The organism is Chryseobacterium sp. RU33C (assembly GCF_900156015.1).
Taxonomy (GTDB): Bacteria; Bacteroidota; Bacteroidia; order Flavobacteriales; family Weeksellaceae; genus Chryseobacterium; species Chryseobacterium candidae.
In genome coordinates this window covers 278,339-292,293 of sequence record NZ_FTMT01000001.1, presented here as the reverse complement: position 1 = coordinate 292,293, position 13,955 = coordinate 278,339, and the positions used below count along the sequence as shown (strand labels likewise).

At 36.7% G+C, this 13,955-nt stretch carries 14 protein-coding genes; 6 read left to right on the top strand and 8 right to left on the bottom strand.

The window, feature by feature from the left end:
- Positions 1-285 precede the first annotated feature (285 nt).
- Complete coding sequence (locus BW946_RS01265) at positions 286-1,422, top strand: tetratricopeptide repeat protein (protein ID WP_139325951.1); 1,137 nt, start codon at positions 286-288, stop codon at positions 1,420-1,422.
- Positions 1,423-1,699: 277 nt separating this feature from the next.
- Here the strand turns inward: BW946_RS01265 and putP are convergent, their stop codons facing one another.
- Positions 1,700-3,196, bottom strand: coding sequence for a sodium/proline symporter PutP (gene putP, locus BW946_RS01260; protein ID WP_076594437.1), 1,497 nt, complete (start codon positions 3,194-3,196; stop codon positions 1,700-1,702).
- 193 nt (positions 3,197-3,389) lie between these two features.
- Positions 3,390-4,685 (bottom strand): Ig-like domain-containing domain, encoded by a 1,296-nt coding sequence (locus BW946_RS01255; RefSeq protein WP_076594436.1) that lies wholly within the window; start codon positions 4,683-4,685, stop codon positions 3,390-3,392.
- Between the two features lie 234 nt (positions 4,686-4,919).
- Here BW946_RS01255 and BW946_RS01250 point away from each other — a divergent pair, with 234 nt between their 5' ends.
- From BW946_RS01250 to BW946_RS01230, 5 genes are all read left to right on the top strand, one after another.
- Positions 4,920-5,801, top strand: coding sequence for a cupin-like domain-containing protein (locus BW946_RS01250; RefSeq protein WP_076594435.1), 882 nt, complete (start codon positions 4,920-4,922; stop codon positions 5,799-5,801).
- A gap of 127 nt (positions 5,802-5,928) precedes the next feature.
- Positions 5,929-6,642: a hypothetical protein gene (locus BW946_RS01245; protein ID WP_076594434.1), complete on the top strand. Its 714-nt coding sequence runs from the start codon at positions 5,929-5,931 to the stop codon at positions 6,640-6,642.
- Between the two features lie 61 nt (positions 6,643-6,703).
- Positions 6,704-6,874 carry a TetR/AcrR family transcriptional regulator gene (locus tag BW946_RS01240; protein ID WP_228402404.1) on the top strand — a complete coding sequence of 57 codons (171 nt, stop codon included), beginning with the start codon at positions 6,704-6,706 and terminating at the stop codon, positions 6,872-6,874.
- Positions 6,875-6,938: 64 nt separating this feature from the next.
- The gene (locus BW946_RS01235) at positions 6,939-7,472 is read left to right on the top strand and encodes a Crp/Fnr family transcriptional regulator (protein WP_076594433.1); all 534 of its coding nucleotides are present in this window, start codon (positions 6,939-6,941) and stop codon (positions 7,470-7,472) included.
- Positions 7,473-7,539: 67 nt separating this feature from the next.
- On the top strand, positions 7,540-7,923 hold the full coding sequence (locus BW946_RS01230) for a hypothetical protein (protein ID WP_076594432.1): 384 nt from the start codon (positions 7,540-7,542) through the stop codon (positions 7,921-7,923).
- Between the two features lie 482 nt (positions 7,924-8,405).
- Here the strand turns inward: BW946_RS01230 and BW946_RS21575 are convergent, their stop codons facing one another.
- From BW946_RS21575 to BW946_RS01195, 6 genes are all read right to left on the bottom strand, one after another.
- Complete coding sequence (locus tag BW946_RS21575; RefSeq protein WP_076594430.1) at positions 8,406-8,681, bottom strand: hypothetical protein; 276 nt, start codon at positions 8,679-8,681, stop codon at positions 8,406-8,408.
- 79 nt (positions 8,682-8,760) lie between these two features.
- Positions 8,761-9,030, bottom strand: a complete 270-nt coding sequence (locus tag BW946_RS01215) for a hypothetical protein (protein WP_076594429.1) — start codon at positions 9,028-9,030, stop codon at positions 8,761-8,763.
- Between the two features lie 128 nt (positions 9,031-9,158).
- Entirely contained in the window at positions 9,159-10,499 is a 1,341-nt protein-coding gene (locus BW946_RS01210; protein WP_083688759.1) for a S41 family peptidase, read from the bottom strand.
- Between the two features lie 6 nt (positions 10,500-10,505).
- Entirely contained in the window at positions 10,506-11,249 is a 744-nt protein-coding gene (locus BW946_RS01205) for a hypothetical protein (RefSeq protein WP_228402402.1), read from the bottom strand.
- 177 nt (positions 11,250-11,426) lie between these two features.
- The gene (locus BW946_RS01200) at positions 11,427-12,350 is read right to left on the bottom strand and encodes a T9SS-dependent choice-of-anchor J family protein (protein ID WP_076594427.1); all 924 of its coding nucleotides are present in this window, start codon (positions 12,348-12,350) and stop codon (positions 11,427-11,429) included.
- Between the two features lie 76 nt (positions 12,351-12,426).
- Positions 12,427-13,719: a hypothetical protein gene (locus tag BW946_RS01195; protein WP_076594535.1), complete on the bottom strand. Its 1,293-nt coding sequence runs from the start codon at positions 13,717-13,719 to the stop codon at positions 12,427-12,429.
- Between the last annotated feature and the right edge of the window lie 236 nt (positions 13,720-13,955).

The window sequence follows — 13,955 nt, the reverse complement described above, 5'->3', positions numbered from 1 at the left end:
ACAGATATATAATTCTGCTCTGTGATGGATTTCATATTTTATTATGGCTAAAGTCTCATCTGATCATCAATGGTTTCAGTAAATATGGTTATTTCTCTTATTTCCCCATAATAATCAAGGAATGACCGGACAATTTTTATTTCCATATCTCCCGTTTTAGCTTCTTCTGTAAAGTGAATGTAAGAAATCTAATGATATCTGGTTTAATGTTAAAAAAATCCCCAATATGTGAGTCCATAATTTGGAAGCTTAGTAAATAAGCAATATTTTAGTTAAAAAATAACCATGATGAAAATAGGAATATGTTTGTGTATTATTATGTCAGCATTTAACAATATCACGGCTCAATCTGCAAAAATTGATACTGAAAAGCTTCTTGAATATTATGAAACACAACGTTATGCTGATGCTGCCCAATATCTTCAGACCATATATTCCGGAGATACACAGGATATAAAGGCTCTTTCACAAATAGCTTATTGTCATATGATGGCCGGAAAACTTCCGGAAGCTGAGAAAAGATATCTGAAAATAAACACCCTTCAACCCAATAATCTCCCTACTTTATTCAGTTTGGCCAGTATTAATTCCAGACGGGGAAATGCTTCTAATGCCAGGAATTATCTTCAGCAGATCATTCAAATTGACAGTCTTAATTTCAATGCTTATAAACAGCTTGCTATCTATGCAGAAACGCCTGAATCTAAACTTAATTATCTCAAAAAAGCCAATGACCTTAATTCTACCGACCCTGATGTGGCTTATGATCTTTCCATTACCTACAGCGGTCTCAAACAATATCTGCCTGCTTATGATGTATTGAAAACAGCCATTGCTGCCGATACTGAAAATTTCACTTTACAGCAGGCTCTGCTACCCGTTGCCAATCAGTTAACCAAGTATCCGGAAGTAATTGAAATCGGTGAAAAGCTCCTGAAAAATCATGCTGATGTTAATGTAATGAACGATATGGGACAGGCTTATTTTTATGTAAAAGATTATCAGAAATGCATTATGCTTTACAAAATGCTGGAAGATATGGGAGTACAAAATGATGGCACATTATATTTTATGGCACTGAGCTATCGTGAACTGAAAGATTATAACAATGCTGCAATCTATGCGCAAAAGACTATTGATGAAGCTATTTCAGACCATACCAATCTTTACTATGCTGCGCTGGCAGGCATTTATGAAGCTAAAAACCAGTATAATGAGGCTTTAACCGCTTATAAAAAGGGATTGACTTTTGGGATCAGCAATATTATTTATTACCGTTTAGGACTTCTGTATGATCTCAACCTGAAACAGCCTAAGAATGCAGCAATATACTATCAGATGTACCTAAAAAATAATCCTGACCAGGAAAAGGAAAAAGACCAGATTGCCTATGCAAAAGGAAGAATGCTTGTCCTAAAATAATACAAAAAATAATGCAGAATTTTGTGACGGGAAGTCATTTTATATCTATGATGTTTATGATGTGTGTCTGGAAGAGGCCGGATTGCTCATCATGGTATTGAAAATATAATATCACCGAGCATTATAGATTTTATCCCGGCACTTATTATGTTTATTATTAAAAGTAAGTATACAAAAGCTAAATTATCATATAACAATATAATAGCCTCAGAAAAACGAAAACCCTTGCCGTTTGGTAAGGGTATATCATTGTTATGTCATTGCAAAGCTTTCTATATTACTCCTGCATAATCTTTTGAACTTCATTAAACTCTTTTTCAATCACATCATCTGGCTTATAAGTGAATAAAGAAACGATCACATTGGTTAATAAAGAAAGTGTAAACCCGGGAATGATTTCGTACCAGTCTTTCAGTGGATGCTGAAGATAGACCCAGGCTAATACAGTAATTCCTCCTACCATCATTCCGGCAAAACCTCCCTGCCATGTTGCCTTTTTCCATAAAAGAGACAGCAGGATCAATGGTCCGAATGCAGAACCAAAGCCAGCCCATGCATTTCCAACAAGATTAAGAATACTATCCTTAGGGTTGAGGGATAAAAGTACCGCAATGACCGCTACAAGTAAAACAGAAAGTCTGCTCGCCATTAATAATTGCTTAGAAGTTGCTTTTTTATTCAGAAAAGCTTTATAAATATCTTCTGTTAATGAGCTTGAAGTTACCAATAACTGAGAAGAAATAGTACTCATTACCGCTGCCAGAATTGCTGTAAGTAAAAACCCCGCAATAAACGGATGGAATAATATACGGGAGAAATAAATGAAAATAGTTTCTGCTTCCGTCTTTGATCCGTCAAATTTCAACATCATATTCATGTCAAACTTTTGCAGATAAGCGATTCCTACCAATCCTATGGCCAAGGCTCCGGCAACAGTAAAGATCATCCATGTAATTCCTATACGTCTTGCTTTGATCAGATCTTTTGGTTTATCAATGGCCATAAAGCGTACCAGAATATGGGGCTGCCCACAGTATCCTAATCCCCATGCCAATAAAGAAACAATACTTACGGTTGTTGTTCCTCTGAACAAATCCAGATATTTTGGATTTTTTGCTTCAATCAGAGAGAATGTCTCTCCCACGCTTCCGATCTGGGTAATCGCTACAATCGGAACAATCACCAATGCCAGTACCATGATGGTGCCTTGTACAAAATCAGTAAGACTTACTGCCAGAAATCCGCCTAGAAATGTATACAGTACTACGACCAGACTTGTCAGGAGTAAGCCTGCCGTATAATCCATTCCGAAAGCGGATTCGAATAGTTTTCCTCCGGATACCATTCCTGCAGAAGTGTACAGGGTAAAAAATACCAGAATGAAAACAGACGACGTGATCTTCAGAAGCTGATTTTTATTTTTAAATCTGTTTTCAAAAAATACAGGTAACGTAATGGCATTCTGTGCCACCTCCGTATAAATTCTGAGTCTTGGTGCTACAATAATATAATTGAGATAAGCACCAATGGTTAGCCCTATCGCAATCCAGGAGCTTGAAATTCCGGACAGATACATCGCTCCCGGAACTCCCATCAAAAGCCAGCCGCTCATATCAGCCGCTCCCGCAGACAATGCTGTTACGGCAGCTCCCATTTTTCGGCCGCCAATTAGAAATTCTTCTGAATTACTTGTTGATTTTCTATAAGAATATATGCCTATACCTATCATTAGTAACAGATACAACCCCACAGAAATCCCTTCATATACTTGCATATCATTATTTTTACGAAGCCGAATATACTTTTTTTTTGAAAAATAGCGAATTTCCTTCTATCACTAAAATCTCATGAAAAGCCTAAAAAAGTCAGAAAACCAATAAAACTTTAAGACATTAAAAACAATAAAACCAAAGATAAACGAAATTCATTCTCAAATCCCAATTATTAAATATCCGCTTACGAAAAAACTACTTATTGCCGGTTTTAAACCTGATAAGAAACTTCTCATCTTTCAGGAGATACCCTTCTTTAGACCTGAAACTTTTATTGGTGAGTATAAATTTATATTCTTTGCCGGGCTTTACATCTACTCCCAAGACCAACGTTTTATCATTATTTTCCATTCCTTTCACTTTGGTCATCGGCATATATTCTTTTCCTTTATCAGAAAGATTGAAAGAATAATATCCGGGAACCATTTCCTGTGAAAAAGTAATTCTGAGCTCTTTGATGTCAGCACTCACGTCTACGGAACCATTGGCCGGCTCTGTTTTCACTACATACGGTAATTGATTTTGATATTCTTTAGCAAGTGTATTGGCTTTTTCTCTGAAAAATCTTGATTTGTCGAGAAAGTCTTCAACCGCTTTATTATCACCATAGTTCAGTTCAATAATATCTTTGATAGCCTGTTTTTTATTTTTTGTATTCTGGTAATACATTTTACTGATTTCATACCCCACATAATATCCTAAATCGGCTCCTTCTCCTTTTTGTCTTCCATTATAAAACCAGTTGGCAAGATTGCCGGTAAACATTTCTTTTTTAAACCGGGCTTTAATTTCAGCTGCATGAGCCATTCCGTAAGAAATATATTTCCTTTGCGGAGATTCCTTCATCACAAGTTCGGCAATCAGATCACATGATCCTTCCTTGATAGCCTGGTTTAAAACCCTGTTTTGATTTCCGTTCTGCTGGGTATGGATGTATTCATGAATATTCAGGGAAACGATATTATCCAGAGACTGATGGGCAAATATACCCTTCAGCCATTCATCTTTAAACTCCGAGACCTCTGTAGCCCCAATTCCGGTGGCAAGTTCAGCACCTACCAATACCATATTTCCGCTCACGGCTCCACCAGAGTTAAGTGCACCAATAGTAAAATACATTTCAGCATCTTTAAGTTCAGGATACAACTCCTTCAGTCTGGTAACACTGGCTTCCAACTCTTTGGTCTTGGTTTTTATCGTTAAGGTATTCGGTCTTACTGAATTCCAGAATTTTGGATACTTTTCTATGACTTTTACATACACACTATCATTATAATCTCTGGCATTCATAAAAGCTTTTAACCCTTTTGTTGCTTTATCAGTATACAATCTTTTCATAAGATCCAGCTTTCCGGAGTAATCATTTGTTTTTTGGATGCTGTCATAAGCCACCCAAAAGTTATCAATATCTGAAGTAAAAATCCTGGTTGATTTTTGTGAAAAAGCAGTTGCAAATACGAGTGAAAAAATAATGGTAGTAAAACGTTTCATGGTTATTTTAATACAGCAATTATACATACAATTATTGTATTTTACAAATATCTTTTACCTTATAAACACTATAGATTTTAAAAGAACTGAAGATAAAATCATATCATAATAACTCAAAAAAAACGGAGCTAAAATTGGTGCCTTATTATTTATTTATATTAATTCCAAATAATTTTAATTCTTTCCATTTTTTTGTCGCAAATATTTAATACTTTAGCTTAATAATTTGAACGAATGGGAATAATCCTTAAACCAATTGATATTGTAGATGACATTTCACAAGAAGATTTCCGTGAAAAATATCTAAAGCCATGTAAGCCAGTGGTAATCAGAAATATGGCAAGAAAGTGGCCCGCCTATCAAAAATGGACGATGGATTACATGAAAGAAGTAGTAGGCGACGTTGAAGTTCCCCTTTATGACAGTGCCAAAGCAGATCCTGCCGCCCCTATCAATACTCCGACTACGAAAATGCCCTTCCGTGATTATGTTGATCTTATTCAGAGAGAGCCTACTGATCTGAGAATTTTCTTCTTTGATCCTATAAAATTTGCCCCCAAACTCTTGGACGACTATGTTCCGCCAAAAAACCTTATGGGTGGATTTTTAGATAAATATCCAAGTATGTTTTTCGGAGGTAAAGGTTCTGTAACTTTCCTTCATTACGATATCGACATGCCGCATATTTTCCACACTCACTTCAATGGAAGAAAACATGTCCTTCTGTTTGAATACAAATGGAAAACACGTCTGTATAAGCTTCCTTATGCCACCTATGCACTGGAAGATTATGATATTTCCAATCCTGATTTTGAGAAATTCCCGGCATTGGATGGTATAGAAGGAATTGAGTGTTTCCTGGAGCATGGAGATACTTTATTCATGCCTACAGGTTGGTGGCACTGGATGAAATATCTGGATGGATCTTTCTCTATTTCACTGCGTGCATGGGATAAAAGCTGGGCTGTAAAGGCACATTCTCTTTGGAATCTTGCCGTTCAGCGTAATTTTGATAATTTTATGAAAGGCCGATACAAAAAAAGGTATATGGACTGGAAAGAAAGAAAAGCCGTAGAAAAGGCCCATATTGCTTTAAAAAAAGGGCTTCCGAAATAGTGATACGCTTTTTTAGATAATAAATGAGTGGATGATTTAACATGAGTCATCCACTTTTTTATTATGTTTTAAGATGTAATACAAAAATTAGTTAAATTGCAAAAACGTTCCCTTAATATCCTTCTATATGTTTGAAAAGTTGATTGATAGTTTTGAAAAGCTGTGCCTGCAGATTATTATTGAAATATTGCTGGTTCCCGTAACCATCTTCAAATTGTTTCACGATCCCCGTCGCTGCTATGATTTGTCTGTTCACGAGATGGAAAAAGAAGAGACTGAACGCTTTCACGACTTCCTCTCTCCTATCAAACTTTCTGTTTATACCTCTGTGATTGTTTCGGTACTTTTAATGGATTATGGTGGTCAGCACAATATTATTTCCAAAATCAAAGGGCTAAGCATGGTAGAAAAAGCGCTCTTTATATTTTTGATGAATAATATTACTGCGGTAGTATTTACTGTTATTATATTATGGTATAAAAAAGAAAAAGTGAATACAGTCACCTTCCGGACGTTATTATTTTCTTTTATTTATACAACGGTGTATACATCTACCCCTCTTTTTATATTAATCAGCTCGGCTATGTTTCTGGGACAAACTATGAATGTAGATGCTTATGTTGACAACCTGGGTAAGATAAAAAACCATGGAACAAGAGATTATATATTTTTTACGGCTTTTCTGGTTTTTATCATCATTGCAATTATCGGGATTTTCAAGCTTTTCAAAGCTTTACACTATATCCTCAAGAATAATTTCAGCTACCACCCTTATATTCTATGGTTTTTTACAGTACTTTTCTTCGTCGTTCAGCTTTATTATACCATGGTATTTATTTAAAATTAATGTATTTTCAAACATACCAGTCTGTTTATTTCTACATTTGTAAAAAGTTTATAACATGCCCAAACCTCGCGAAAGAATAGTAAGCAATGCTATGGTGTTCTTCCATAGACAAGGTTACAACAATACGGGGATTAATCAAATTATTGACAAAGCTAATGTATCCAAGGCCAGTTTCTACCAGTATTTTAAATCTAAAAATGAACAGCCAGCTTTACAGATCGAATGAATTGATAAAAAATGTAAAATAATTGTACAGGATTTACTGAACGCCTCCCATTAATCCTTCATATATGCACATTCCGGATCTTCACTTTTTCTTGAAAACTGACCTTCATTTATTGGTTGAGGTTACTTATCCTGCTAAAACAATCCTGCTTGAAGAAGGAAAAGTTTCAGAAAAAATGTTCCTAGTAAAAAACGGAGCGTTAAGAGTATTTTTCTATCAGGACGGAAAAGAACTTACCTTGGATTTTATAACAGAAAACCAGGCTGTTTCATCTTTTGACAGCTTCCTGAATGGCATTCCATCTGATTTTGTAATTGAAACTCTGGAATCAACTACCGTTTACGAATTACACACTGAAAACTTTCACAGGCTCATGGAAAATCAGGAATTCCAGCATACTTTTCAGCCGCTTTTTTACCAACGTTTCAGTGAAATCAATAAACGGCTGATCTCTTTTATCAGAGATTCTCCCCAGAAAAGGTATCAACAGCTTCTCAAAAACAGACCGGAGCTTCTTCTGCGCTTTCCACAACATTATATTGCCTCTTATCTTGGCATTACAAGTGTTTCATTAAGCAGAATACGCAACCGCAGATAATTTCTTTACAATTGTTATCGTTCAGTCATTCATCTGTAAGGTAATTTTGCTTCAAAATAATAAAGTTATGAAACATTTTATCCGGCAGGTATTTAAAGAAGTATTAGAAAACCCTGTATTTGATGAATTATTAATTGAAAAATATTTTTCAAAGGAATACATTCAGTTTGTAAACCATTCTCAACTGAACTATGAAGAATTTGTTCTGCACATCAAAAAACTCAAAGAAAAAGTAACTGAACAAAAACTTGAGATCATTAACTATGCGGAAAACGGTACTGTCATATTTACCAACCACATCGCAAAATCAAAACTAAAAGACGGAAGTAAGGTGGTACATAAAGTATTGGCGGAATTTACCATCCAAAGTCATCAGATTATACGATGTGATGAATTGACTTTACTTGTAGAAGGAAATCATACTGAAAAGGATTTAGGATCCGAAAAATAAATGACAGCTCTACTACCCTTCAGTATTGCGTTTCTATATTAACAATTCTTAAGAAAACCTTAATTTTCTCTTCAACACATTCACCAAACAGAGGTCTAATTTTGTGGGATTTTTATGTAAAATATTAAAAGTAAAGAAAATTTTTACATCTGCTTTATTTTGTGCCTCTGTTTTTTATATGCCCAAACCGGTTCTTTGTCCGGAAATATCAATGACGACTCAAAAATTGCTCTGCCAAGCGCCAGGATTTCCAACGAATAAAACCAGTATCATCACTCAGAATCCTATCGTTTCAAAAGGATAAAGAACAAAAAGGCTCAAAAAATTGGTACTGACATGTTCTTGATGTTTTCCATGCAAAACTTTGTAGATAAAAGGTAAATGTGCTGCAAAATGAAAGAAAAACATCAGAAGATGCATTAAGAAAAGTAGCACAGCAACTTCCATAATTATTCCCATGAAGGACTCTGTCTGACCCAGCACTATCCATCCGTTTTTCCATAAAAAGCTCCGAGTAACATGACAAAGCTATTGTATAATATGGTAAGCAGCCTAAGATAAAAATCGGATCTTGTAACAGGATGTTTTTTTTCCTGTAACTGACATTTCCGGCAGGTCTTTTCGATAAAAACATACAAACCTATGGAAAACAGGTAAAGGAGAATATTAGCCATCAGACTGAATATGATCCATTCCCGCCATGAAAACTGCCAAAATATCTGTAAATAAACGGAAAGTTCTGCCTGGATAAAATTCATAAGTCCTTCATCCTTCTGTTTGATGTTATAAAGGTATGAATTTCACCGTAAAATCATCCGATAAAGTACATTCCTGATCTTATTTCTGTCTTGCTTTTCTTCTGAGCTCCCGCAGTCTTGACGTGAGTTTTTTTCTCAAATCGTTATGATAGGCGCGGTAATTTTTAATACTGTTTTCCAGATTTTTTTTGTTAAGCAGATATTCCTCATACAGATGACCCAGCTCTGAAATCTGTGTAATCACCTCCGAAGGCTGGCTTTCAGGGTCTTCTGCTGCTTCTATCAGCAGACGGTAATATTCAATACGGCTGGTCAGGTTCATGTGAAGTTTTGGTTCTATTCCATGCATGATTTTATGATTTTATTGTGTTTCTGAATAGGTAAAAGGGTAAAAAAAATTTATACTTTTACTATTCGATATATTATTTTACTTTTGAGTTTGGTTAAAATTTTCTTTTTCTGCCCTTTCTATCCGCATTACTGCTGCATCATAACCGGAGGCACATCACTCTGAAATAAAATTTTGATATTTCCATTCTTTTCGTGAGCTGGCAATTTGAAATATCCTCCGTTCAGAGCAGAAGAGATAAGGGTTTCATTGGGATCTCCCAAAGGTAATAATGGCAGACCGGCAAATTCATTGATACTGATCTGCGGGGAAATTCCACTGCTGTATTCTCCTTCTCCGCTGGCATTAAATACTTTATAAATCACCGGATGAATCTGCCAGGAAATTTTTCTGGGTTTACGCCTGTCTTCCACTACAAATCCTGCCATATCTTTCCCCAGTGTAGTATCTCCTATTTGAATTACCTGCATGTATGGTTTCAGATTGTTCACCACAATTTCGGCTGCAGAGGCTGTACTGTTTGATGTGAGGATGAATACTTTCTGTAATCCTAATGCATTGGCGCGTAAGGTTGCAAAGTCCAAAGCTTTGGGATCATAAGTAATCTGTTGGGCAAATGTTCTTTTTACTTCGCCTCCGTTTTTATTTCCTTTAAAAATGATGAATGGTGAGCCGGAGGATAATCCTGAAGGAATAAGTGAGCAGAGTGCTGCGGCAGAGGATACTGAACCTCCGTAATTGTACCGGAGATCCAGAATTAATTCCTTCACTCCGGCGGCTTTCAATTCCCCAAACTTTTGGTACAAAGTCTGCGTCATTCCGTCCGGAAAATCATAGATGTACAGATAGCCCACTTTTTTACCGTTTTTTTCAAAAATTTTAGATAAAACAGATTGTTCAAAAGAGAAACCATAGTAAACAGTGATGGTTTTTTCCTCCGCAATGCCTCCGTTTTGCCACTTTCCAACGGTAAGTTCTACAGCGGTCTGATCTTTAATGGATGAAGCCATTGCTTCAGCATTCGCGGCAGTCATTGCTTTTCCATTCACTTTGGTAATGATCATTCCTCTTTCCAGCCCGGAATTAAAAGCCGGAGAATTTTGAAGCACCAGCTTAATTACAGTAACCACTTCATTATTGGCAAGCTGAACAACCGTGTAATCAAAACCGTACATATTCCTTATAGATCGTGGATAGGAAGAAGAATCTTCAGTATTTACCATGAAAGAAAACCGATCCTCGGAAGACAGCAGAGTTTTGAAAAAATCTTTTACGGGAAGCTTATAATCCGGCTTTGCTGGCATCTGATCTGCCCAGTAATAGTATCTTTTCATACTGTCCTGAACCCATAGATTCACAGATTCTGTACTTCCCTCAGGAAAAACAGGTACGCTTTCTTCATTAGTATTCGTACACGAAATGAGAAAGACAGCAATAGCAATACATTGAAGTTTTAAAAAATTTTTCATACGTAATTACAGATATTCTACTACATCGATATCTCCTTTTACCACCCATTCTCCATTTTCCATTTTTTCCTGAAGAACAATCATATTGGCACCTGTGTGTTGTTTTATTTTCACCTGAATCATTTTAGATCCTGCGTAAGGCTCTGTAGTTCCCGGCTTGTATAACTCAAGGTATACAGGAGCTGTTGAACTGAAAAAACTATAGATTTTCACTGCAGTAAAATTGTCTTTCCCAATGCTGTCAAACTCAGCAAGCACTACTCCGTTTTCTCTTTTCAGAACGCCTTTTACATCTTTAAGTGAGGTTCCGGAAAATTCGCCAAGATTGGGAAAAATAAATTCAAAACCTACTTTCCCGAAGTTCACCTGCGGTTTTACAGCATAGGTCTGCAGATAAATTCCCGGAAGATTAAAAAAGTAGAGGTCTTTATAATCATTTATATTGTCATATGTAATATTGTATTTTGCAATTTCAGTACCTGTTTCATTGTTATAGACAGATAGTTTATTGGTTTCTCCCTGATCCAGAACAAACTGAAGCTGGGTTTCAATTTTGTTGGTATAAGAAGTTTTACCATCTATAGATACAGGTTGTCCGTTGAACCTCAGCTGAAGAACATCAGGTTTGGAAAATCCTTTGATATTAACCTCTCCGGGTTTCTGTACTTTATCATACAACTCCATTGTATTGTTGTCTGTACATGAAAAAAGTACGGTGAAAAATAGTAGCAATGCGAAGATTTTATTCATCTTTCTTTAATTATTTCATTGTAAAACTTAAAAATATTGCCCAACCCGTGAGCCGGGCAATATATAATTATAAAAAAACTAGTTGGATATGTTCTGGATAGTATTTTTTCAACTCCTATCCATTATTGTATTTTAAATTTCTGGTGTTTCTAGAATCAGTTTCTAAGGCCAGAAAAATTACTTTTTAATAAACTTCAGTCTTTCCGTAGTCTTTCCGTCTGTAATTTCTGCAATATAATGCCCTGCAGTAAGCCCTGCCACATGGATAACCCCGGAATACTTAGTGGTAAGTACTTTCTGCCCTGCTGCATTATAAATATTCACTGCAGTTGTATTTTCTTTCAATGCCGGATTAAGCTGCAGCTGTAAAGATTCTTTTACCGGGTTTTCTGCTATTTGTGTTACAATTTTGTTTCTTTTTACATCCTTAGTTCCCAAAAATGAAGTAGCATAAATTCCTATTTCATCAATATTAATGTTCTGAACGTTATTTCCGCTTGTTTTTCTGTTTGACCACATTCCGATATAGATCTTTTTCCCGGCAAAAGCAGAAAGATCTACAAGGGACTGTACAAACTGGGTAAGATCCGCCGGAAAAGGATTGGCTGAATCACCTACCTGTATTTTGTAAATACTCTGAACGTCATTTCCATCTGCATCTACTGTCATCGCCTGGAAATCCGTTAGCGTAGGAACTTCTTTCTGCGGTGTGCTTACATAGATAAAAAGCTCTCTGGCAACAATAGTATGAGTAGATCTCTGTCTTCCGATATTTGCCGCCAGGGTAATAGTCCCGGTAGTGTTGGTAAGATCAATCTGAGGGGAAATAATCCAGTCATTTTCTGTAGTAAATCCGTTAGCATTTCCAGTTGGAACCGAATTGATAGAATGGCGGAGAACTCCGGCAGTTCCATAGGCCAGGGTAGTTCCGTTATGATAGATATTCTGTCCCTGTACCCATCCGTTGCCATTGTTGTTCAGGTCATGAAAGGTCCATCCCTGCAGATCGGCAGGAGTATCAAAAGAATTACCCCATACCAGAGACTGTGCTGCAGCCAGTTGGGATAAAAACAGAACAGATGATAAAATTATTTTTTTCATAATGCTGATGATTAAAATTTTTGAGATAAAAGCAAGGAATCAGCGTTTGCTGTTCCCTGCTTTTTAAAAGTTTTTATTATTCTACAATGGAGAAATTGTATTTTGTCCAAAGTCCCTGGAAGTTTCCACAGTTTCTTGGAGATACATTCCAACCACCTTCGTTGAAGAAAGGCTGGCTCATCCCCCAAAGAGATGCAGGAGTACCAGTCGCCAGATTAGCTGCAGGGATTCCTGCTGTACCTGTACCTGTAACTGAAGTAGCAAATCCGTGGATCTGGATGGTGCTGTATGCTGAAGCTGAAGAAAGTTCAGAACCTGTACCTTCTACTTTGATTCCCACAGGATAACCTGTTACCACAGCGTTATTTAATGTTAATCTTCCGTGTCTTCTGATATGGATACCGTTTTCATATAAAACGCCTTTAGAAGAATTCTTAGCACCGATAATAGTAAGGTTGTTGATCACCGGATGAGTCAGCAATGTTGTAGAAGAACCGTCTGCATTATTATCAAGCTCGATACCGTTAGAATCCGGGCTTGCTCCGCTAAGACTGTGTGTAGAGTTGTAATCTGCCAAAGCTAATGCACAAGTAATCGTTCCTGTATATCCGTTATCGAAGTCGAAGTTATCATCATCAGCTGCAAAAGAAACCAGGTTTGAAGCGTTTACCGTTCCTCCGAAGAATTCAAAAGAGTCATCTTTTCCGAAAGATACCTGAATATGATCCAGAGTAGTTCCGTTTCCTACTCCTCCTAACGTAAGACCGTTGATTTCGTTACCTGAATTCGGAGCTAAAAGATCATATCCTGCAAACTCGATACGTACATATTTCAATGTTCCCCCGTTATGAGAAGCATTGGTACCTCCGTAATAGAAATCAGGACCGGATAACCCTTCAACTGTTTTTGTAAAAGGAGTGTTTGTAGGCGCATCACCTAATATAACAACCCCTCCGAAATCACCAGGAGCAGCAGTTGTATCTTCGTTTCCGTCTAACAATTTGTAGCTGGTGAAAATGATCGGCTGAGCTTCTGTACCTACTGCGTTGATTTTTCCTGTTTTAGCAATAACCAAAACTCCTGTAGCTGTATTGTTTGCGCTTGGCTTGGCTTTAATGAATGTACCCGGCTGAATTGTTAATGTAGCACCATTTTTTACGGTTACAATTCCATCTAATTCAACTACTCCGCTCCATGTAGTATTTGAAGTAATAGCACCACTTACGGTAGTTACCGGAAGAGCAGAAGCTGTAAGGTACTCAGCAGAAGTAGATTTCATTTCGAATGGAGAAGATGCATCTGCCAGTTGATCGTTTTGACAAGCTGTAAGAGATAATGCTGCCACTGCAATTAGAGTTAGTCTTTTCATTGTTATAATTTTTAATAAATCCGGTTGTGTTGTTTTATACCAGATCAGTTTTTTATTCAGGAATATCTTCCTCTCTATTCCTTCGATTTGTTTTTTGGTGTTCATCCCATCGCTGCAGGAGGAACTGCATTGCGGGAGTTCCCATGGAAACCGTTAAAGCGTGGGAAAAGCTGTTAACGTCCGGTTTTTTCAGAACTTTACTGCTGTGCGCATCATCAGTATTCTTAGTTTTTGAC